The 22,592-nt window shown below is 42.2% G+C and carries 21 protein-coding genes and 1 tRNA gene; 13 read left to right on the top strand and 9 right to left on the bottom strand.

Going from position 1 to position 22,592, the window contains the following annotated elements:
- Positions 1-43: 43 nt before the first annotated feature.
- The 3 genes from RE476_RS04460 to RE476_RS04470 all read right to left on the bottom strand — a co-directional run bounded on the left by RE476_RS04460 (position 44) and on the right by RE476_RS04470 (position 3,960).
- The gene (locus RE476_RS04460; RefSeq protein ID WP_309309202.1) at positions 44-1,018 is read right to left on the bottom strand and encodes a cobalamin biosynthesis protein; all 975 of its coding nucleotides are present in this window, start codon (positions 1,016-1,018) and stop codon (positions 44-46) included.
- On the bottom strand, positions 1,015-2,508 hold the full coding sequence (gene cobD / locus RE476_RS04465; RefSeq protein ID WP_309309203.1) for a threonine-phosphate decarboxylase CobD: 1,494 nt from the start codon (positions 2,506-2,508) through the stop codon (positions 1,015-1,017). Before cobD ends, RE476_RS04460 begins: the two co-directional genes overlap by 4 nt.
- A gap of 63 nt (positions 2,509-2,571) precedes the next feature.
- A complete protein-coding gene (locus tag RE476_RS04470) occupies positions 2,572-3,960 on the bottom strand; it encodes an aminotransferase class I/II-fold pyridoxal phosphate-dependent enzyme (protein WP_309309204.1) in 1,389 nt (462 codons plus the stop codon).
- Between the two features lie 283 nt (positions 3,961-4,243).
- Here RE476_RS04470 and RE476_RS04475 point away from each other — a divergent pair, with 283 nt between their 5' ends.
- The 6 genes from RE476_RS04475 to RE476_RS04500 all read left to right on the top strand — a co-directional run bounded on the left by RE476_RS04475 (position 4,244) and on the right by RE476_RS04500 (position 8,827).
- Positions 4,244-5,026: a TIGR00266 family protein gene (locus RE476_RS04475; RefSeq protein WP_309309205.1), complete on the top strand. Its 783-nt coding sequence runs from the start codon at positions 4,244-4,246 to the stop codon at positions 5,024-5,026.
- Positions 5,027-5,066: 40 nt separating this feature from the next.
- On the top strand, positions 5,067-5,726 hold the full coding sequence (locus tag RE476_RS04480; protein ID WP_309309206.1) for a metallophosphoesterase family protein: 660 nt from the start codon (positions 5,067-5,069) through the stop codon (positions 5,724-5,726).
- 42 nt (positions 5,727-5,768) lie between these two features.
- Positions 5,769-6,257 carry a cupredoxin domain-containing protein gene (locus tag RE476_RS04485; protein ID WP_309309207.1) on the top strand — a complete coding sequence of 163 codons (489 nt, stop codon included), beginning with the start codon at positions 5,769-5,771 and terminating at the stop codon, positions 6,255-6,257.
- Between the two features lie 22 nt (positions 6,258-6,279).
- Positions 6,280-7,434, top strand: a complete 1,155-nt coding sequence (locus RE476_RS04490; protein WP_309309208.1) for a tRNA (guanine(10)-N(2))-dimethyltransferase — start codon at positions 6,280-6,282, stop codon at positions 7,432-7,434.
- A 108-nt stretch (positions 7,435-7,542) separates the two neighbouring features.
- Positions 7,543-8,124 (top strand): MarR family transcriptional regulator, encoded by a 582-nt coding sequence (locus RE476_RS04495; protein ID WP_309309209.1) that lies wholly within the window; start codon positions 7,543-7,545, stop codon positions 8,122-8,124.
- Positions 8,125-8,140: 16 nt separating this feature from the next.
- Positions 8,141-8,827: a DUF2110 family protein gene (locus RE476_RS04500; protein ID WP_309309210.1), complete on the top strand. Its 687-nt coding sequence runs from the start codon at positions 8,141-8,143 to the stop codon at positions 8,825-8,827.
- On the opposite strand, the gene RE476_RS04505 is transcribed toward RE476_RS04500, so the two are convergent.
- Positions 8,824-9,564: an ArsR family transcriptional regulator gene (locus tag RE476_RS04505; RefSeq protein WP_309309211.1), complete on the bottom strand. Its 741-nt coding sequence runs from the start codon at positions 9,562-9,564 to the stop codon at positions 8,824-8,826. The two genes, RE476_RS04500 and RE476_RS04505, sit on opposite strands and share 4 nt — an antisense overlap.
- A gap of 134 nt (positions 9,565-9,698) precedes the next feature.
- On the opposite strand from RE476_RS04505, the gene RE476_RS04510 reads away from it, so the two are divergent.
- Complete coding sequence (locus RE476_RS04510; protein WP_309309212.1) at positions 9,699-10,712, top strand: class I SAM-dependent methyltransferase; 1,014 nt, start codon at positions 9,699-9,701, stop codon at positions 10,710-10,712.
- A gap of 48 nt (positions 10,713-10,760) precedes the next feature.
- On the opposite strand, the gene RE476_RS04515 is transcribed toward RE476_RS04510, so the two are convergent.
- From RE476_RS04515 to ftsZ, 5 genes are all read right to left on the bottom strand, one after another.
- On the bottom strand, positions 10,761-11,234 hold the full coding sequence (locus tag RE476_RS04515) for a DUF2124 domain-containing protein (RefSeq protein WP_309309213.1): 474 nt from the start codon (positions 11,232-11,234) through the stop codon (positions 10,761-10,763).
- A 73-nt stretch (positions 11,235-11,307) separates the two neighbouring features.
- Positions 11,308-12,270 (bottom strand): methenyltetrahydromethanopterin cyclohydrolase, encoded by a 963-nt coding sequence (mch, locus tag RE476_RS04520; RefSeq protein WP_309309214.1) that lies wholly within the window; start codon positions 12,268-12,270, stop codon positions 11,308-11,310.
- Positions 12,271-12,442: 172 nt separating this feature from the next.
- Positions 12,443-13,915, bottom strand: coding sequence for a response regulator (locus RE476_RS04525; RefSeq protein ID WP_309309215.1), 1,473 nt, complete (start codon positions 13,913-13,915; stop codon positions 12,443-12,445).
- A gap of 130 nt (positions 13,916-14,045) precedes the next feature.
- On the bottom strand, positions 14,046-15,527 hold the full coding sequence (locus RE476_RS04530) for a dihydropteroate synthase-like protein (RefSeq protein WP_309309216.1): 1,482 nt from the start codon (positions 15,525-15,527) through the stop codon (positions 14,046-14,048).
- Between the two features lie 81 nt (positions 15,528-15,608).
- A complete protein-coding gene (gene ftsZ / locus RE476_RS04535) occupies positions 15,609-16,808 on the bottom strand; it encodes a cell division protein FtsZ (protein WP_309309217.1) in 1,200 nt (399 codons plus the stop codon).
- A 478-nt stretch (positions 16,809-17,286) separates the two neighbouring features.
- Here ftsZ and RE476_RS04540 point away from each other — a divergent pair, with 478 nt between their 5' ends.
- The 6 genes from RE476_RS04540 (at position 17,287) to RE476_RS04565 (ending at position 22,453) form a co-directional block, all read left to right on the top strand.
- Positions 17,287-19,035, top strand: a complete 1,749-nt coding sequence (locus tag RE476_RS04540; RefSeq protein ID WP_309309218.1) for a site-2 protease family protein — start codon at positions 17,287-17,289, stop codon at positions 19,033-19,035.
- Positions 19,036-19,093: 58 nt separating this feature from the next.
- Positions 19,094-20,107 carry a potassium channel family protein gene (locus RE476_RS04545; protein ID WP_309309219.1) on the top strand — a complete coding sequence of 338 codons (1,014 nt, stop codon included), beginning with the start codon at positions 19,094-19,096 and terminating at the stop codon, positions 20,105-20,107.
- A 5-nt stretch (positions 20,108-20,112) separates the two neighbouring features.
- The gene (locus RE476_RS04550) at positions 20,113-20,811 is read left to right on the top strand and encodes a potassium channel family protein (protein WP_309309220.1); all 699 of its coding nucleotides are present in this window, start codon (positions 20,113-20,115) and stop codon (positions 20,809-20,811) included.
- A gap of 35 nt (positions 20,812-20,846) precedes the next feature.
- Positions 20,847-21,596, top strand: a complete 750-nt coding sequence (locus RE476_RS04555) for a sulfite exporter TauE/SafE family protein (RefSeq protein ID WP_309309221.1) — start codon at positions 20,847-20,849, stop codon at positions 21,594-21,596.
- 44 nt (positions 21,597-21,640) lie between these two features.
- Positions 21,641-21,737 (top strand) — tRNA-Arg (locus RE476_RS04560).
- A 131-nt stretch (positions 21,738-21,868) separates the two neighbouring features.
- Entirely contained in the window at positions 21,869-22,453 is a 585-nt protein-coding gene (locus RE476_RS04565; RefSeq protein ID WP_309309222.1) for a metal-dependent hydrolase, read from the top strand.
- The last annotated feature ends 139 nt before the right edge of the window (positions 22,454-22,592 follow it).

Genomic DNA, 22,592 nt, shown 5'->3' on the forward strand with positions numbered 1-22,592 from the left:
TCACTTCGGAGAGATTTATTAAATTGAATATGATATGTCAAGACTATGTCAAAATTGTAAATAATGATACTATAATTGCAAAGAATGCTGCTATCAGGGTTATCCATGAGGTAAGTTTGATATCTTCGGACACTGGATAAATAAAACCCTTACCAAGTACGTAGGTATTGGGTTTTTCGAGTTTTATCCTGAGTGCACCGGCAACTGATGCCATGGGAAAACCTGAGTTTGGAGATGGAGTTTTCAAACCATCTGCAAGTCCGCTCTTGAATGCACTTTTATAATCCGGTACTTTGATCCCATGATAGAACAACCTGACTGTCAGAGTCGCTGCGGAAATGAAGAGAACGGACAAACGTGCAGGTACCCAGTTGAGCACATCATCCAGCTTTGCAGAGAACCAGCCCATATCCCTATGACGCTCATCCGTGTATCCAACCATTGAATCAAGGGTGCTTGTTGCTTTAAAGACATATGCTGCGATCAGTCCGAAAGGACCAAAACACGCATAGAACAAAAGCGGGGAAAGAATACCATCTACATAGTTCTCTGATGTTGTTTCAATGATGGCGGACGAGATATGGCTCTCATCCAGCTTTGATGTATCCCTGCTAACATACATGGATAGTTTTTGCCTTGCACCGTCAAGCTTCCCTGCATCCAGTTCTTTGCGGACTTCATCTGCAGCGCCATAGAGACAGCGTATTGCAAATGTTGCCTTGAGGAAATAAGCAGCAACAAGGTAGCGTAACGGAGAAGGAATGTTTTCTATCCCCATGAAAAGCATTACAAGATATGCTATAAGACTGCCAAACAGTATAGTGGTCAGACCCATGAATATGCCATAGAGCTTCCTGTGGGTCTTTGGGACATGCTTCTTGAAAAAGGATATCAACCTGCCCATCCATACAACCGGATGGATAGCAGCAGGAGGCTCACAAAATACCATATCCAGGGCATAGGCTAACAGAAGTACTATCACAAGCTCACTTGGATCAGCCTGTACCGGTGGTATCATAAATTAGTCTCCATTACGCTCTTCCATGCCTTCTCAATACTTTCTTTATTGAGTCCATCCACGGTGAACACAGATAATAAGTCATCAACGATTTTTTCCTTGTGAACTATATTGCATTTAAGACAGCTCCATACCTGACCACCGCTGGAACTCTCGATCCAGCTACCTCCGGTGCGGGTGTCCTCACATGGATAGAACGGACAGAAGCAGAAGGTACAATCCTGTTCTTCAAAATGACAGGGGTAATAGTCACAGTCTGTATTGCTACCTTTGCGCCCGCATTCTGCAGCTGCTTTAATATTTTCTCCTAGCTGCATCTCTGCCTGTTCCCGACCCCATTCATAGATAACCTGACGAATGGTAGATGCGATAAGTTCGTTCTCTTCCCTTTTGCGTATGGCTATTCGAATGTAATTTGGACCTATGTTCTGGAAAGAGTTACAATCACGTATCAATACACCATGGGAAGCCATGCGTTCTGCAAGCTCAGAAGAAGTAAGGGATAGTTCGGAGATATCCACAAAAATGTAGTTCACACTGCTTTCGATAGGCTTGAAGCCCCTGCGTGAGAGTTTCTCCATCAGGAAATCATGTTCTTTTCTTATGAAAGCCCTGGAATCTTTCAGATATTTGCTGTTTACTCCCCCTTCCATATTCAGAAGAGCAGTTGCTACTGTATCTGCAATACATCCCATATTCCATGACAGCCTTGCACTGTTAAGTACACAGGCAAACTTCTTTGATGCTATACCAAAACCCATCCTGATACCGGGGATAGCAAAGGCCTTTGTGAGAGAGCGCTGGATGAAAAGATAGTCATTTTCCTCAACAAGATATGCAACACTTTGTTCAGGATCTGCAAGTTCTATGAATGCTTCATCTACAAAGAGAATGGTCTTGTGGGCTGCACAGATCTTTGCAAGCTCTTCGATCTGCTCCTTTAAGAGTAATTTTCCTGTAGGATTATTGGGATTGCATACGAAGATGATTTTAGCTTCGTCAAGCAGTTTATCGTCAAGATCGAATATGTTTTCCTGATCGACGTATTTTACCTGTGCCCCCATAACCTTGCACTGCATCTCATATTCACTGAATGTCGGTGTGGGAATAAGTACAACATCCCCTTCACTGATGGCGCACTCAGCAACAAGCCTTATGATCTCAGTTGACCCGTTTCCCGGGATTATGTTTTCGTATGTTATGCCCATACCAACAAAATCAGCTGCAGCTGTCCTGTATTCCATATAACGGTTATCAGGATACTGTTCTAGTTTTTCAAGTCCGGTTTTAAGAAGGTCCTCAAGATCAAGTTCCGAATCAGGTTGCTCAAATGGTGTTCCAAACGGATTCAAGCTTGCACTTGCATCCAGTATTTCCGATTCAGGTATCCCGTATCTCTGGGAACTTTTTCGTATCAGTCCGCCATGTGCACATGGCTCAAGGCTTAGAAGATAATTCTTTACCGGGAGAGATGATCTTTGTCCTGTCAAAATAATCAAAGCATGTAGTAAATAGGAAATATATTAACCTGTTTAGCTGATCTTCAAGAAAGATCAAAGCAGAGGCTCAATCACTTCCTTCCATGCCCTCCTTATGTTCTCATCAGTGTCTCCGTCAGCCATCAGTGCATCAAGCACCATTCTGGCGACCTTTGATCTATGCAATAGAGTACAATGTTCACAACTCCATACCTGTCCACCTGTGGAGCTCTCTATTAATTTACCACCTGTATTTTCGTTCTGGCATGGATAAAAAGGACAGAAGCAAAATGTACAGTCCTGACCTGTGAAATGGCATGGATAATATTCGCAGGAGCCACGGCCAGCAGCAGTCGCACCACCATGTTCAATGGTTTCCTCCAGTTTTTCCCGGGCATCTTCCCTGCTAAGTTCAGCAAATACATCATCAAGAGTTCGTATCAGTTTCTCAAATTCAACCCTGGGTCGTACAGATATCCTGACATATCTTTTCGAACCATCAAAAAAATCACCGCATTCACGAATCATTATTCCATATGATGCCAGTCCTTCAGTGAGCCTTACAGAATCCACAAAGAGATCCTTGACATCCACAAGCAGATAACTGGCACTGCTTTCGATGGGATCGAAACCGTAGATGCCTGAAAGACGTTTGATGATGTAATCCCTTTCTTTTTTAATGAAAGCTCTGGACTCGGAGAGATACTTGCAACCGGAACCACCTTCCAGATTAAGGAAAGAAATTCCAATAGCTTCTTCAACCACCCCGATATTCCATGAAAGTCTGGCAGAATTCAATACTTCTGCAAGGGAAAGGGAGGCAATGCCATAAGCCAGTCTCATGCCAGGCATCCCAATAATGTTTGAGACAGACCGTATTACAAAAAGAGAATCATTTTCCAGCGCCACATCCGCAATACTCATTGCAGGGTCAGCAAGCTCGATAGATGATTCATCGACTATGAGTAAAGTATTATGTGCAGCGCATTTTTCTGCGAATTCAACCAGTGATTCCCTGGATGTAAGCTCCCCGGTGGGATCGTTAGGGTTCTCAATAATTACGATCTTTGCCCGATCCAATGTCATCCGGGGAAGATTTAGTAATTCCTTTGAAGTGAACGAATTTACACGAGCACCGAAGATCTCAGCTACGTGCCGATACTGCCCGGAAGAAGGAGAAGGAACTATTATCATATCTCCTTCATTTATAACTGACCCAATAATCAGGCGTAATAACTCGCATGAACCATTACCGGGAACTATATTTTCAAAGTTGATGCCATGACCCAGAAAACTGGCGGCAGCTGTTCTTAATTCAAGGTACCGATTATCAGGATACTGATCTGATCGGGCAATAGAATCAAAGATTATCTGCTCTTTGTCAAGTTCACTTTCCTTAAAATCAAACGGTGTGCCCAGAGGATTTGCATTTGAGCTGAAATCAAGCATATCTGTTTCAGACATATTATATTTTTCAGCTGCCTCATAAACCCTCCCGCCATGCTTCCTTGCTTGCAATGCAAGCAAATAATGCTTCAAATGAAGTGGGAAATTTTTTCGGTACACACTTATCAACAGGTGGTTACGCACAGGAGATATATTAAACTATTCAAGTTAAGTTGTGCAAATATCCACAATTTAAACACTAAAAAGGTAAAAACATAAATATACGGCAATATAAATCTATCAAAAGTTCTATAACGATGTATCGTACAACATTATATCAGGGCATATTGGAGATTTCCTCATGGCAGATGAAATTGATTATAAAATAATTGGCGACGACATGCAGCTTGTAGAGATTGAACTTGACACTAATGAGGCAGTAAGAGCAGAAGCTGGCGCAATGATGTATATGGGACCAGGCATCAAAATGGAAACATCTACAGGTGGCGGTTTACTCAAAGGCCTTAAACGTGCAGTAACAGGAGAGAGTTTCTTTATTACAAGTTTTATTCATGAGGGATCAGGAAAAGGGTATGTTGCATTTGGAGCTCCATACCCCGGAAAGATAATTCCACTTGACCTTGGAAAACTGGGAGGCAGCTTCCTGTGTCAGAAAGATTCATTTCTCTGTGCAGCAAATGGTATAGATATTGAGGTTGCACTTACCAAAAAGGTAGGAGCAGGACTGTTTGGAGGGGAAGGTTTTATTCTCCAGAGACTCAAAGGTGACGGACTTGCTTTTGTACATGCCGGTGGAACCATTATTGAAAAAGACCTTGCTGCCGGAGAGACCATCAGAGTTGATACCGGATGCATAACCGCCTTTGCAGAAAGTGTAACATACAATATACAGCTGGCAAGCGGATTCAAAAATGCACTGTTCGGTGGGGAAGGACTTGTACTGGCAAGTCTTACCGGCCCCGGAAAGATCTATCTTCAAAGTCTTCCTTTCTCACGTCTTGCAGACAGGATCGTTGCAGCTTCAAGGTACCAGGGCGGTAGCAGAAGAGACGAATCAACCGGAATAGCCGGAATTGGCAGCGGTGCACTTGGGGCTATTCTTGGAGGGGACCGTTCATTCTGAGAACAGGCGTTGCTGTCCGACATATGAGGAGACACTAAAAATGAGACTGTTTGCTATTGCAGATCCGCATGGCAATTATTCCAAAATAGAAGAGTTACTTGAACAGTCCGGAGACATTGATGTAATTTTGATTGCCGGAGACATCACCAATTTCGGACCTGATGAAAAGGCACTGGAACTCATTGATATGTTCAAGCCACCAATACTTGCAGTTCCGGGAAACTGCGATCATGAATCTATATTAGAAGTAATAGACAATTCAAGAGCCACAAATCTTCATAATGGATCTATTACAATAGACGGAGTTCAGTTTGTAGGTATGGGCGGGTCCAATCCCACACCATTCTGCACTCCTTTTGAGATAGAGGAATCTGATTTTGAGACAAATCTCAATAGCCTGATGAATGAAACTGGAAATACAGAAGAGCCCGTTGTCATCCTCACACATGTACCTCCCTACGGAATTCTTGACGAGGTGGGAGGCATGCACGTAGGGTGCAAAGCCCTAAGCGTATTTCTTGATAAAGCTGACATTATGGTCTGCGGACATATCCATGAAGCAAGAGGTATTCGAAACTCCGGAAAAACCATAATAGTCAATCCCGGAATGGCTGCATTGGGTTTTGCAGCACTTATAGATATTAATAGAGAGAATCATGAATATGATATAAGTATACAGCTACTAGAAGCTGGCAGATAAGTTATTTAACCATCCAAATTATATTATAAAGCAGGTGATCAGATGAAAGCAAAGATTTTGCTCATTTTCCTAATATTACTCTCTTTTACCGTCATCGGATGTGTTGACGAAGATAAAGAGACCCCTAATGAAACTGATATGTTGAACGAAACTACAGAAGAAGTTGTCAATGAAACGGTCACTGAAGACGCAGGTATGAATGAAAGCGTTGAAGAAGTAGCAGTTGACGAAGAGGAAGACCAAAAACTTGAGATTGTAGAGTCAGAAGGTCCGAAGACCTATACAATATATATGGAGAAATTCCTGACACAGCCTAACAATATAACCATTAACACAGGAGATACAGTTATATGGTTCAACCGTAATGACCCAACAAGGCTCTTCACACTTGTAAGCAATGAAGACCTTTGGGAAAATACAACCATAGGATACAGATTATCCTTCAAATATACTTTCAACGAAACGGGCACATACACATACAAAGTACTCGGTTGGGAAGAAAGGATGAAGGGAACCATTATTGTTAAATAAGAATGAATCTTCAGGGAACCGGATGAAAGTAAGATCTATTACGGAAGGAGATACCGAAGTCCTGGTCCCCATCCCTGTGGAAGGAGCTAATTTTGCGCCATCCGCAGCCCCTGTTTTTTATAATCCGGTCATGGAGATGAATCGTGATATCTCCGTAGCTGCAACATCTGCTTTTGTTAAGAGGATGGAACCTGACCCTGAGAAGACCATCACTTATGTTGATGCCCTCTCTGCTTCGGGTATCCGTGGGCTCAGGATAGCAAATGAGACAGGTATACACACAACCCTCAATGACTGGAGCGAAGAAGCTTGTGACCTTATACAGCAGAACATAGATAATCTGGAAATCGGGCACAATACCATTGCAAGCCATAAGAATGCGAACGTACTTCTTCACGAGAAACATTTCAATATAGTCGACCTTGATCCATTCGGCACACCAGCACCTTTCCTGGCAGCAGCTGCCCGCTCTGTCATCAATCTGCTTGAAGTGACGGCAACGGATACTGCACCTCTTTGCGGTGCTCACCTCAATTCAGGCATACGAAAATATGCTGCAATTCCTTTTAATAACGAATATCACAGTGAGATGGGAGTACGTATACTCCTTGGAAGGATAGCCAGGGAATTATCACTTCAGGATAAGGCTATGAATCCTCTCCTGACCCATGCTACGAGGCATTACGTACGTACCTACCTTGAGATGAAAAAAGGTGCAAAGCAAGCTGACAAAATGCTGAAGAACATGGGATTCATTGTCCATTGTCCTGCATGTGGAAACAGGGAAGCTATCTACGGCCTTGCGGCCCATATTGAAGAGAAATGTGGTCGTTGTGGTGAAAAGAATATGCTTGGTGGGCCTATGTGGCTTGGGAAAATACATAGTCCCGATTTTTGTAGCGAAACCATTGCAGAACTGGAAGCTCGCAACTGCGGCACCAAACAATTAGCCATCAAGATGCTTGAATTATGCCGGGATGAACTGGATATTCCAATGTTCTATGACCAGCACCTGATATGTAAAAAACTTGGAGTTTCCGCTTCTGCAATTGAAACAGTTATACAGGAGCTCCGGAACAGAGGATTTAAAGCTTCAAGAACACATTTTAGTGGTATTTCTTTCAAAACGGATGCAGATATATCGGATATTGAGATAATTATAGCTGATCTCCGATAGAAATATATACTATTTTTATTTTAATGATATATATTATAATATATAATACAAGGTATGATGATTTTTTCAACCAAGGGTTCGAAATATTATAGATAAAGGGGAACTTTCATGACAAAAGGATATGCTGAGCAATTGTTTTTACAGGAGAAACCAACCCTTGCCCTTCTGGCTATATGGTCTCTACAGAAAACCTATGCATCAGTTATTACAAAAGAGATAAATTCGACTTTTGCCCACACAACCAAAATACTATCAAAAATGGAAGATCACGGCCTGGTGCAATTTTCAGTTGAAGGGCGTGTTAAATATGTTGAACTTACCGAACATGGGTACAGAGTAGTTGATTCTCTTAAAAATCTGATAATGGCAATTGAAGGAGAAACGCCTGATAGCATAGGAGAGACTGAGAACGAAGAGTCTGCCACACAGGATGCAGAAGTCTCAGATAATGACAAAAAACTAACCAAAGAACATATTGACAGGTTGCATGAGCAGATAATATCTACATACAACAATCTTTTCAATGAAAATTCAGAACCTCAGGTAATGAAGATGAAAATTGGTCCCTTTAGCCGGGATATCCAGTTACTTTTAAATTCAATAGAAGAGAATGAGAACCTTATCGACGATGAAGATCTGGATAAGCTCAACGAGATACAGAACATCTTCGACCTGGCGATGAAGCAATAATTGAAAGGATAATAAAATGGTCACTGTAAAACTATTATTAAAAATATATGGCAACAGGGAAAGAGCATTTCATTCTGCAGAAGTGTTGATAAGCAATGAACTAAAAGAGCTTGATGCTTCCGCAAAATTCTCCGTATCGGATGATAACTGGCTGATGGTCGATGTCAGTGGAGAGGACAGCGAATTTGCATCCAATTTCCTTGGCAGTAAATTTGGGATGCCAGTCACAGAGCTTACTAAGAATGAAGTTTACTCCGGCGTTATACACCAGATACGTGAGAAGGAAATAATAGTTGATGTCGGGACCCTTGTTAGCATTCCCCAAAATAACCTTACAATTCTTGGAGCCGGAAATGCAAGACAGATAGCTACCCGCTTTGGAATGATCAAGCATTTGCCTGTCAAAATAGAGGTTACGGATGAATCAGCAAAAGTAGGTGCTTTTACAAAATCACAGGCAGATATCTGGTGGGGCTGGAAAAAGTCAGAACAGGACAGAGTAATAGCCAATGCAGTTACACGCTCTGAACTTAAAGCTGCCGTCAAAAGAACCGGGCACGCAAGGGATATCTACGGAATTGAAAGACTGGGACTCATGGAACATATGATAACCTGCAGAGAAACCAGTGATGGACCTGGAATTGTTGCTGCTATTGGCAGATTTATAAAAGGAGAACTTGGCGTTATAAAAGCATCAAGTTAAAGCAGAATCATCTGGAAATGACAGGCATCACAATCATCATCACATTTTCCAAGCATCTGCATTATACATTCTATACCCAGTTTTTCTTTGAAAACACCTTCGAAAACACCCTGTGCAAACGAGCATAAGGTCTTTTCCTTAATTGGTATAGAACGGCAATCAAAAAAGTTATGAACAGCTATTTTTATGGGATCGTGGCTCAGGACTTTAAAACTTCCGATGTCATGCTCTTCCCAGAAAGCCATCATTTCCTTCAGGATCTGTCCTTTTTCATTTGAAACGAAATTCCTGGAAAGACTGGCTCCGACATCGTTCCCTATTTTTCGCATGATAGGATCACAATTCACCCCATGGGCACGGAAACCATATTGCACAGCATGGAACAAGCATTTCAAACAACCAAAGGAATTCATATCAGGCGAGCCTATTACTTCCAGCATCTCACCATAGTGTTTCATGCCGGGTTCCTGAGAACATGCCACGTACTGACATTTTAAAAAGTAGACCTTTTTCCTCTTATCATGAACATCGGTTGCTTCTTCAAGGAGGTTTTGTGATTTTAAATCGTTAAGATGAACGGAAATTGTGGATTTGGCCTTTCCGGTGTGCTGAACGATCTCATCGAATGATCTGCAGCCACCTTTGAGAAAGTCAAGTATTTTAATCTTTACAGAACCATTAAGAGCAATAAATCCAATATCAGTGGAAAAAATAGCAGTGTTATCCCCGTTGTTCATGCAATACTCAATAAACCGACAATCTATTTAAATGTTCGCTATTAAGCGAATGAGTTGTTACCGATATTCAAAGCCTTCTGTATCGTTTAAGTATCATCTATCAAACAAGAAAATCAGACAATTGCCAGATAATTATGACTAAAATCATTCGCGTACCAGTAAAAGAAGCAGAAATCGTAAGACTCAGGATAATAGAAGATGGCAAGCTTGACCCGGAAAGAAAGATAAAGGTCATTGATGCTGATGAACGCTTCCTTGAAATACCTGTCACCGATGATATCGAAGGATTTGAGACTTACCAGCAGGAAGATGCCCTTTTCTACAATAAATGGCGCTCACTCAAAGAAATACTAAATGGAAGTATTAAGGAAAATGAACTTGAAATGCTGCCTTCCGGCTGGCAGATACTTGGAGAGATAATTGTTGTTACCATCGACCCTGCAATAGAGCACTTGAAACTGAGAGTTGCAGAGGCCCTGCTTCAGATGTACCCATACTGCAACACAGTAGTACGTGACCTGGGAATAAGCGGTCAGTTCAGGTTACCTGAGAGAGAGATACTTATTGGAAACAGTACGGAAACTATCAACAAAGAGAATGGCTGTTTTTTTAAACTCGATGTTACAAAGGTAATGTTCTCAAAGGGAAACCTCCACGAAAAAGCACTCATGAGCAGGATAGGCAAACATGAGACCATAGTTGACATGTTTGCAGGCATCGGATACTTCACCATCCCTATGGCGGTTCATGCAAAACCTGCAAGGATAATCGCCATTGAGATTAATCCCCAATCATACGCATACCTCCGAGAGAACATAACTCTGAATCACGTGGAAAACATAGTTGAAGCAAAGAACGGCGATTGTGCTGAACTTACACCTGAGGGAATAGCAGACAGAGTAATTATGGGATATGTTGGCACCACACACCATTATCTTGAACAAGGCATCAAAGCCCTGAAAGAAAGTGGCGGTATACTCCATTACCACGAAACCACACCGGAGAGTCTGATATTTTCCAGACCTATAAGCCGCATTGAGCATGCCGCCTCAGAAATAGGCAGGCATGTGGAAATAATGGATTGCAGGAAGATCAAAAAATACTCTCCCGGCATCTGGCATGTGGTAGTAGATGCCCGGATCAGTTGAATCAAAATAAGGTAAAGTGAAGCAATTACCAATTACGGAGGAATTTAATTATGCTTTTTTGACCTCATTGGTAAGGTCTGCATCTATAATATAATCAAAATCTATTACTTCGGGCCATTTCTGATCAATCAGCATAGACTGGAAACAAACACCTATCACAAGTTTCTTTTCAGTGTCCCGTAATAAGTCATCTACAAGCACTTTCATCTTTTCAGGTTCAACGCCTATCTTTGGCATTGCAAGCCCACCCAGCAGAACCACGGTATCTGCTGAAGGATCTGCTATATCACCAAGCTGCATTCCCTGAGGAGATGAAACTATAATGCGTGCTTCACCAGATTGCAGATTTGGAAGGAATATTGATTCTTTTCCTGTTTCCCTGAGGACGAATGCCATCAGTTCTGCAAATGGTGTACAGAAACCAACAGTACCGATAAAAGTAATCCTTTTGGATCCGTTCACAAGTTTTCTGAATTCTGTAAGCTGGCCACCGATACCTTTTGAAGTACTTATGATCTCCATTAGACTGTCTCCAAAAGAAAAAAGTAATACAACCTTTAAGGTTGTATCGGTATATTTTAAACCTGTTAGAAAGTTAGACTTCTTTGATGCCAAAGGATTCCAGGAGAATACCAGGGTTGATCCTTCCGCTTGTAAAGGACTTCTTGCTCTTGGTATCATTCACTGTTATCTTGGCTGGTGCAAACATGCCTGCATCAACCTTGAAGAAGTCGAATTCTGCTTCCTTGAAAGTTGTGTAGAATGGCTTACCAAAGTCCCTTGATGTTGTAGATGGAGCTTTCTTTACAAAGTCTTCCAGCTTCTCTGCATCTCCGTACTCAACGGTGTAGTATGTCTCACCACAGTAGATGATACAGTCATTTGTGGAGCCCATGCATTTTGTGTCGTCGCCGACAACAGGTGCAATAGGAGCAACACCGAAACCGCTCTTGATTGTGTTTATGTCGTATCCGATGGATTCGAGCTTGTGGATACCTGTCTCAACAACACGTGCGGATATCTGAACGCATCCTGCAATTGAAGCTGTAGGTGCAACAGCAATGTAAATGTTCTCAGCATCGACACTGCAGTGTTTTGCAATGTAGTCAACAACCTCTACGGTTGGTATTGCGCCTGATTCCATTACAAGGACTGCAAATTCAGAATCATCTTTGTAACCTATTTCTTCATACAGTTCTTTTGGCTTAAGTCCCAGAGCCCTTGCAGGACCTGAACCCATTCCAAAATACTTGCCGACTGCAATTCTCCAGCCTGCATACTGGGAACCCATACATGCAATGGTAGGATTATCAGTAGCTACCTGAATAGCAGGTACTGGGATACCGTCCAGATCGAACTTGGTGTAGCTTATGTCTGCAAGGTCTGCAAGACAAAGACGGGACAGATACATTCCAGCATCGTAGCCACCTTCTACATTCACACCACAGTCAATAACGGTAGCACCGTTCTCAAGCTCTATGGACTCGACTTTCAGTTCTTCTTCCCAGTCAAGCATCTCATCGATTATTGCTAATCCCTTTTCGTTAACACTTATCACGTTTATCACTCTTAACCTGTTGATCGAGTGACATTAGGCCGTTAAGAATATATAATTGACGATTCTTTGCGAACATCGGATACTTTCTTTTCGCTAAGCAGTGGCATTTAACTATGATGTGTAATTAAGTCTACATCCATAAAAAAGGTGGGAAAACCCCAGAATAATGAAGTCATGAGTCTTTTTTGAGTGTCAGCCAGAAAACACTGCCTTGACCTTCGGGATTATCATCGACAGCTATGGTTTCCTTGTGCAGGTCCATGATCCTTTTTACAATGGCAAGACCAACACCAGTGCCGCGTATATCTTCTTTATGCAGACGCTTGAAGCGTTCAAAGACAGAAGATTTACTGGCATTCGGTACTCCGTCACCCTGATCTGTGAAACTTATCTTCCATTTATCACCAATATCGGCAACCTCTATTGTTATAGTGCTGCCCCTGGGACTATACTTTATCGAATTAGATAACAGATTAACGAATACTCTCTCGATCATAGGATTGCCAACAGCATTGCATTCGTTTTCCATGCGAACCTTGACATTCATGTTCTTGTCTTTGATCTGATGCATAAAGCCATCCACAGTTCCAGCTAGTATTGAATGAATATCAACTTTAACAAAACTAATATCATCCACAGATTCCAGTTTCGCCAGATGTGCTGCATCATCTATCATCGCAATCAGTTTTTCAGTTGCATCATTCACATTTCCAAGCAAGCGTTTCTTATAATCATCGGATTCTATTTCAACAAGCAGTTCAACAAAAGATTTGATAAGGCCTGCCGGATTTAGCAGGTCATGTCGCATAACATCTGTAAAAAGATCTTTTAGGTCGTTTGACCGCTCCAACTGGACAGCATATTCTTGAAGTTGCTTTTCAGCTTTTTTAATCTCAGTGATATCTTCCCCGGATATCAGAATTCCTGTGGCGTTACCCGAATCATCAAGCAGTGGAGAATCATACCATCTGAAAAGCCGTTCTTCACCATTGCTTATGATAACAGGGAATTCACAATACCCATAAGGTTCTATCAGCCCTGATACAAGACCACCATAATGTTTTAGTATAGCATTTACCGAATCTTTTGGAATAAATGATTCCACCCATTCACGACCAATCAATTTATCGGAATTGTAGCCCAGGAAATCAGACCCTTTCTTATTGATGTGCGTGATCCGATAATCAATATCAAGTACTGCAACAAGTACACCGACATAATCAAGATAATGATAGGCTTTGTTCTTTTCCGTAAGGAGACTATCATGCTGCTTCTTAATCCTCAGAAGAGAGGTTATCTTCTTGTCAAGTTCGAACTTGCCGATGGGTTTCTTTAAGAATTCATCTGCCCCTGCCTCAATTCCCTTCTGATGATCAGCCCTGCCAGTTAGAGCTGTCACCATTATTATAGGAATAAAATCGATCTTAAAATCATTACGGATGGTACGGCAAACATCATAACCATTCATATCCGGCATCATTACATCAAGGAGTATCAGATCAGGGCACTCGTTTTGAACTTTTTTAAGTGCATCCTCACCGTTGTATGAAGTTACGATATCGTAGGTATCCCCTAGATAGACAGAAAGTAACTCGACATTCAGCGGTTCATCGTCCACTATAAGAATCTTGTATTTGGAAGGCATCACTAGACTTACAATATATTTCTACATTTATATAAAGATGTCTGATTAAATAGTACACCTATCTGGACAAACTGCATAAATCCCGAATAGGGATTCTTTATCTGCCACAGTAATCATAAAATGCTAGCACCTAGAACTCATCATCCTGTGAATAACTTCTTCCCAGTTTCAGGGCAATTTCAGCTTTTTTGAGTTCCTGCCCCAGATAAGCAGCGTGTTCCATTCTTGAAACAAGCTCCATTTTAAGAATCGTATCCATGACCTCTCTTGCATTCTTTCCGACAATGGATGCACTATCATGTTCAGCAAGGATGAAACCTTCTTTTTTCCCATGGATGTCGGGGATTATGCTTATCCTGATACTTCCTTTGGGATCCAGAGTCCACATTTTATTTTTTTCCGCTGGAACGAAGTTTTCCGGGAAAACAGAATCTGTACGCCTTCTTTTCTCTTTTATCTCGATTAGGTCGACGCCAAGGTCTTTTGGTGAACTCTGGCGTTCCTTTGAGAGTACCATCATCTGGGAAGCCCGTTTCAGCTCATTGATCGAACCCTGCGTCTTGTTGCTGTATTCGGGTGTGAAAAGGATGCTTGCACCGACATCTGCACCGATACCGCACAAAGTTGCATTGACACCTGTAGAATCAGCATCAATCAGTTCTGTTACATTACCTACACCGAAGAAAATAGGAATATTCGGATTCTGTTTATGGAAATCCATATACCGGACAAGTGAACCTGCAATTCCGTGGCCAATCGGATCAAGGACAGGGTCTGCTATAAGGTTAATTATACCTGATGCACGTGCTAATTCTATGTTCCGGACAAGGCTCTCAAAGCCTTCTCCCGGATCAGGAATGACCACAGCAGACGTGCCTGCTTCGGCAATTTCAGAACCTATATCATTAATATTGCTGCTGGCAAGACTCAGGACAAGGTCAATACCGCATTTCAGGGCTTCCCTGATAAGTATAATATCAAGTGTGTCTATGCTCAGAGGGAGATTGGTGGTGTCCCGGGCTATCCCGATAGCACGTTTTACGTCTTCAGATGTAGCATGCAGGGAAGCACCAAGGTCTATTATATCTGCACCTTTCATCTCAAAACTGCGTATCCTCAGAGCAAGTGCCTCAGGTTCCAGGCCAGTGGCATCTACTACCTCAGCCATCACTTTCATGCGAGAATTGCCACCTATTTTCAAATTCCCGAGCATCATAGGAACAACTGCGGCATCTTCAAGTTCCTGCACTTTTTCAAGAGCCATTTCCCTCCTGACATCTGCAAGCAGTTCACATGCAGGCACAGTTGTGGAAAATTCCATCTTTGCTACAAAAGGAAGTACAAAACCAAGGTCATAGGCATGTTTCGGCCCCAGACGTATCTTGCATCCAAGTTCATTCTCAGCTTTTGTAAAATTACCGGATACAAGACCAGGAATGAACATAATATCATAATCAAAAGAAGATAGCTCATCCGTTATTGCTGTAAGCAGTTTACGAGGGGTGATGAATGCGGCTACCTTAGTATCAACAATAAGCACATCGGCAAGGTCACCGACAGCATTCCTTACAGTCTGTTCTGCAAGCCTGCCCGTAGCTACCAGTATTTTCATGAGTGGAAATAGCAGTGAAAGTAAAAAAGAATAACTGCCAGAAAGGCAGGTCCGGCCTGAGCCGGACAAGTAGTTTAAAAATCAGTGGATAATGTCTATTATTGAACCACCATTTGTGCTGGTGTGCATTGGCTCCACAACAGGACGGCTTACCCTGTTAACGGATGTACCTGCACGCCTGTATGAACGTGGTGCTTCAGCGACCCTGTTTGAAACAGGTGTACTCTCACGGACAATATTGCACTGTGGGTGACCAAGTATCTGTGCTGACTGAACACCAGTCATGATAGCCATTACACGAACCTTGCCTTCGTACTCATTACTGATACGTGCACCCCATATGACATTTGCACTGGGTGACAGCTCATATGTAAGTGAAGCAGCGATCTCTTCAGCTTCCTTGAGACTGAGGTCAGGTCCTCCTGTGATGTGTACAAGACTGCCTGTTGCGCCTCTGTAATCTACATCGAGAAGTGGGTGGTTGAGTGCTGCACGGACTACATCGTCACTCTTGTCCTGATTCTTGCTCTCACCAACAAGCATTACAGCAACGCCGCCACAGCTCATGATAGCTCTGATGTCAGCATAGTCGATGTTGATAAGTGAAGGCTGGGTGATGGTCTCTGTGATACCTTTTACAGTCTCGGAGATGATCTGGTCCATAACTGAGAATGCTTGGTCTATTGGAAGGTTTGGCACATACTCAAGGAGCCTGTTGTTATCAAGTACGATAACTGTGTCTGCAGCGCGGCGGAAGTCTTCAAGACCTTCTTCTGCCTTTACAGCTCTTGCCCTTTCAACTCTGAAAGGACTGGATACCATACCTACAACAATTGCGCCCTGTTCTTTTGCGATCTCAGCAACTACAGGAGCTACACCAGTACCGGTTCCTCCTCCCATACCAGCTGTGACGAAAACAAGATCTGCATTCTTGAAGATCTCTTCAAGGGTGCCGCGTGCAAGTTCTGCTGCCTTGGCACCAATTTCCGGATAACCACCGGCACCAAGACCACGGGTGAGTGTTTTTCCCACAAGGATCTTCTTGTCTGCACGGATAAGGTCGAGATGCTGTTTGTCAGTGTTGATTGCCACTGTTTCGGCACCTTCGATACCCATATTGTAAAGTCTGTTAATAGTGTTATTACCTGCACCGCCGCATCCAACGATCATAATCCTGGGCTGGCCAAGGATGTCACTGAACTGGTCGTTAACTGCGATCGACTGGCGGTATTCTTTCTCTTTCTCTGTGTGTTTTAATGCTTCCTGAACTATTGACTGCACATTCATCCCCTCACGGATATGTTACATTTCGGTATAGTGTTATGGTTTCCAGTTGTTGCTCGAATATTACTGTAACCATTTATCAACGTTTATCAACGTTTTGAAATTCTGTAATTGCCTTATTTCCCTTATTGTTTTTATACTTATCCTTTTATGCAATTTAATAATCGATAAAATGAAGACAACTTTAAAATCCCGAGTGTCAAACGTTTCATATATTATCCTTGCATTAGCCCCCGTATAATAGGGACGGAAAGCAGACAAGCATCTGATAGTACATTTAAAAATGCACATATATAAATTTAACCCGTATTTTATTATATTTGCGATTAATATATAAACATCTGCATCACTAATTTACCCACACACCTTGCCTGAAAAAGTATATATCCATTCTACAAGGTAAAGTGACAAAGATATATACCTTATAAAAAGAATTAGGACCATATATAATTAACACTAATGGCGGAGAGTTTTTTTGGACGGAACAAACATTGCATTTACACTATTTTTACTTTACTGGATGGCAGTAATAGTGCTTGAAAGGAAAGGAACATTGAAAAAGTATAATATTAGTACCTATGGACCTGTCCTGATGATAAGGACAACACATGGACTGAAACTTCTGGACAAGCTTGCAATTCCAAAGAAAGCATGGAGAATCTATGCAGACATAGGCATCAGGCTGATGTTCATTGGAATGATAGCAATGTTTCTTGTTATCATATTGTCCGACATTGCAATGATAGCTTCCATCGGAAATAATTCAATGCCGGAACCAAGTAAATTCAACGAGGCAAGGAATATTTTCCTCATACCCGGAGTCAATGAGTTCATACCACTGACCTGGGGCATAATCGCACTTGTTGTTACCCTTATAGTTCATGAGTTCTCACACGCCATACTCTGCCGCGTTGAGGACATCAGAGTGAAATCCATGGGAATACTGCTTGCAGTGGTTCCAATCGGAGGTTTTGCCGAACCTGATGAAGAGGAACTTTTTGGTAAACAGGAAGAAGAATATAATGAGGCAGATGATCCATATGGTGATCGTAGGCTTGGAATATTCATAGGTGAGGATGAAGAGAAGAAAGTTGCCAGCAAAGTCGTCAAAAATAATGATAAAGTTGCAAGCCGTAAACAAAGAGCGCGTATCCTTGCAGCAGGAGTAATGGCAAACTTTGTTGTGGCACTTCTGGCCTTCGGTCTTCTGTTCGGTCCGGTACTTGGATCACTTTCCCCACTTGGCGACACCATGATAGTTGGTGTACAGGAAGAAAGTCCTGCCTATGCAGCAGGTCTGCGGGAAAACATGGTCATCACACAGCTAGATGATACTCCAATAAGCAATGTCAATGAGATGTTGGAATATCTTGACGGACTTGAAACCGAAACACAGGTTACAGTTCATGCGGCATCCGACAGGGAAATATCCAGCTATGAAGCAAAGGTCATCAACACAGACATTGAACCTGCAGGTATACTTATACAGAGCATAGTTGACGATTCACCGGCATCAGCAGCAGGACTTGAAGCAGGTATGAACATCCTGTACATAGATGAACTCCCGATACGTTCATACACGGATTTCAGGAACATAATGAATAACAGTGAACCCGGGCAGGAAGTGATCGTTGAACTTGGAACAGAAGATGTTGAAGGTACGACAAAATACAATGTTACCCTTGCAGAACACCCTGATGTTGAGAACAAAGGCTTTTTGGGTGTCGTTACAAGCGTGGACGGGCAGATAGAAACTTCCCTTGGGATCACTGTCGGAGAGTTCCCCGCAACTGCTTACCTTGACCTCTTTAAGAGCATACCACAGATGCTTACAGGCGTAACAGGCTGGATAATACTTCTCGGACTGCCGATCATCGGTTTTGCAGGAGAAGGATTCCCAGGTTTCAGTGGAACCCTGGCACAGTTCTACGAACCTGTAGGATGGGCAGAACCTTTCGGAATTGGTGTGTTCTGGCTTGCAAACGCCCTTCTGTGGATAGGATGGCTGAATTTCTATGTAGGTCTTTTCAACTGCCTGCCTGCTGTACCCCTTGATGGAGGACATGTATTCAGAGATTACATGAATGCATTCTTATTCAGGATAACAGGCAATGAAGAAAAGGCAGAGCATATATCCGCACTAATAGCCGCTACCTTTGCAATGCTGATACTTCTGTCATTCCTGTTCATGATATTCGGACCGTATATCGTACATGGTTTCTGACCACATCAGGCAAACACATAAGTAAATGAAAATAAGCTGAAATGTAAAGGCGAAATATATGATAAAAAGACATCTCTGGCATATGACCTTGCTAAGATCAGTCACCGGAGCTCTTGCCATCATATTGTTCTACATGCTTCTTTTCATAAGGATAATGATCCATGAAGGTCAGACCGCGCATGCAAACCTTTACGATGCTTTTTACTGGGTGATCACCACCCTTACAACAGTAGGATACGGAGACATCACCGTAACCTCCCCGCTGGGAAAAATATTCTCAGTCTTTGTACAGTTATCAGGGATCCCTCTTGTTTTTGGAATACTTTTCACCCTGATAATCATACCCTGGATGGAAAAGATGATCCATTCGAACATACCCACCAAAGCTCAGAAAAACCTCAAGGACCATATCATAATCTGCGGCTATAACAGGCTCATAGAAACACTTATCGAGGAACTGAATGGGAATAATGTTCCCTATATCCTGATAGAAGAGGACCCTGAACTTGTAAAGGATCTGCTTAAAAGAAATATACATGCCATATTTGGTGCTGTACACGAAGAAGAGACTCTGAAATATGCAAATATCAGAGATGCACATTTCCTGATCGCAAACCGTTCAGATGAAATGAACGCAAATATCGTACTGACAGCCCGTAATATCAGCGATCTTAATATAATAGCCATGGTTGAAGACAGGTCAAATAAGAAATACCTGAAATATGCCGGTGCCACCAGTGTTGTTTCCCCAAAGGAGATGTTTGGAAGGTTCATCGGAAGAAAAGCAGCTGATCCTTTTGTAAACAGGCTGACAGGAGCCACCGAGTTCTTTGAAGGCGTTAGCATCGTGGAATTGCCCATATACCCGAAAAGTCCTCTGGTAGGAAAAACAATGAAAAATGCAGCCATCAGGGAAAAGACCGGCGCCAATGTTGTGGGTATGTGGAAAGGAGGAAGCCTTACCTTCATTATCAGATCGGATGAAGTGATAAAGGACAATTCTGTTCTGCTGGCAATAGGTTCAAGTGAGCAATTATCCCGTCTGAAGAAACTGACACAATATATGGAGTGACAGGAATGGGAAATGTAAGTGACAAAGGATATCTGGTCGTACTCGGATGCGGAGATGTTGGCAGGCGCGTAGTGGAAACTCTCAAGTATGCCAATATCATGTTCACAGTTGTGGATTCTAATGTTCACAATTTCGAAAATGCAGATTACAACTATGTTGTGGGCAATGCAACAGAAGAAGAGATCCTTATACAGGCAGGCATCCCGGATGCTTCCACGGTGATCGTATCCCTGAATGAAGATACCGATGTCATGTTTGCTACACTTATAACCAGGGGATTAAATCCAAAGTCTACCATTATAGCACGGGCAAATTCCTACAAATCAATTGACAAGATCTACAAGGCCGGTGCTGATTATGTTGCAGCACTGCCAATAGTCGCTGGCCAGATGCTTGCAAAAATGACATCTCGTTGCCTTTTTGATATTGAATGTAAGAAAATGGATGAAGATATCATGCTGTATGAAGGTATAGATATCGAGAAACATACAGTTACAGATGATAAAGAGCTTGCAAATAAAACTGTCTTGGACATTGACCTGAGAAATAAAGTAGGATGCACAATAATCGGAATTGAAAGAGATGAAAAAATAATCACAGACATACTGCCATCTACAGTAATATTGAAAGGAGATATTGTTGCGGTAGTAGGCGGAAAAGAAGAAATTAAGATGTTCAAGGATAAGTATGTCAAGGTCAAGTGATATACAAAAATAATTACCTCGTCGGATCGTTTCTAATGGAAATAATAATTCTTGCTCTCATCGTATTCTGTACATCTGCCCTTTTCTCAATGATCGGGCTGGGTGGAGCCATATTCTATGTACCTTTCTTTTACTGGCTCAGTGGAGATTTTATTTCTTCAGTCACCATTGCACTGCTTCTGAACACTATCACCTCAGGATCAGCAGCCATCACTTATGTGAGAAAACAGATGGTTGAGTTTAAAATAACAATACCATTCATAATTGCTTCAATGACAGGAGCACAGATTGGAGCATATTTTACGAAGATAGTACCTGTAAGTCTACTTCTATTAGTATTCTCGCTGCTCATGCTCTTTGTCGGTGAAGAGATGATATTTTCCAGGGCACAGGTCATGTACAGGGAAAAGCATATCGATGGAAATAAAAGATATTTACTGATAGTCATCTGCGGATTTCTGATAGGAACCGTATCAGGTATGCTTGGAATTGGCGGTGGCACATTTATTGTTCCTTTGTTACTGATACTCGGGTTCAATATCAAAAGAGCTGCAGCCAGTTCAGGATTTATAGTACTGTTCACGTCCCTTTCTGCATTCACGGCACACGTATCTTCATGGGAGCCTGATCTGCACATGGTAGCTGCGGTTGTAGTGGCATCGTTTTTGGGAGCACAGCTGGGTTCTCACCTGATGCACGAAAGGATAAAGGCAGAAACGCTCCAGAAGATGTTTGGAACCATACTCCTGATAATGGCACTCAGAATGCTATCGGGACTCTTATGATAGAAACCTTTAATACAGGCTGTAGCAATCAGTAGTTGCCTTGCGGGCTCGTAGGGTAGCCAGGATATCCTGATGGGCTTCGATGTGACCAAAAAGGTCCGGAGATACCCATCGACTCGTGTTCGAATCGCGGCGGGCCCGTTCTAATCTATTTTTGTGATACTGTTTCGGTAGTAGGTAAACTCATTCTTAATTGTGAACTCGGACTGAACGGATCTTAGTATGATAATGGGACAGCAATTATATATAAAAATAAACTATATTATAATGTCATGCCATATCCAGCCTTTCACCTGAGCTTCTTCATATTCTGCATTTCTCTTGTTGGAGTCTTTGCAATTGCAGGAAGCGGTTTTCGCAGGGAGATTGGTTTTAAGGATGTGAAACATTTGAGTCTGCTCTTGTTTGTAGGAAGTGTAGGTTCGGTGTTCCCGGATGTGCCTGCAGTGTGGAACTATTTATTATACGGAAACCTCCAGCACACAAGCATCGGCACGGTTCCGACACATTCATTGTTCTTTGGCCTGGTGGCATTCATACTAGCATTGGCACTGGGATACATAATATACAGGAATATCTCAAAGGCATCATCCTTAGGGATCTTTGCAGAAGCTGCTTTTCTTTCCCACCTTTTGCTGGATGACATTGCCGATGGTGGCCTTACTTACCTGTATCCGGCGTACAATGAACCATTGAGCATTTTTGTTTTTATGAACGTTCAACTTTCCGGAGTGAACTTTTTCTACTATAACTTCGCTTGTTTTTTATCAGTGTTCTTCATCTTCTGCGTGATGTTCATGGCACTGCTTGCACTGAAGGACCTGGGATTCGGGTTTCGGTATGAACCTATCGAGTGAAATTATTTTATGCATATTAATCTCAGGCTTTTCTGAATCAATAACGGTGGAATATAACACCTAAAACAAGAGGGGCATGTCCACATACCCTAAATCAATGCAAACTCATACAATGCAATTTGACAAACACATATACTTG

Source organism: Methanolobus mangrovi (genome assembly GCF_031312535.1).
Lineage (GTDB): Archaea > Halobacteriota > Methanosarcinia > Methanosarcinales > Methanosarcinaceae > Methanolobus > Methanolobus mangrovi.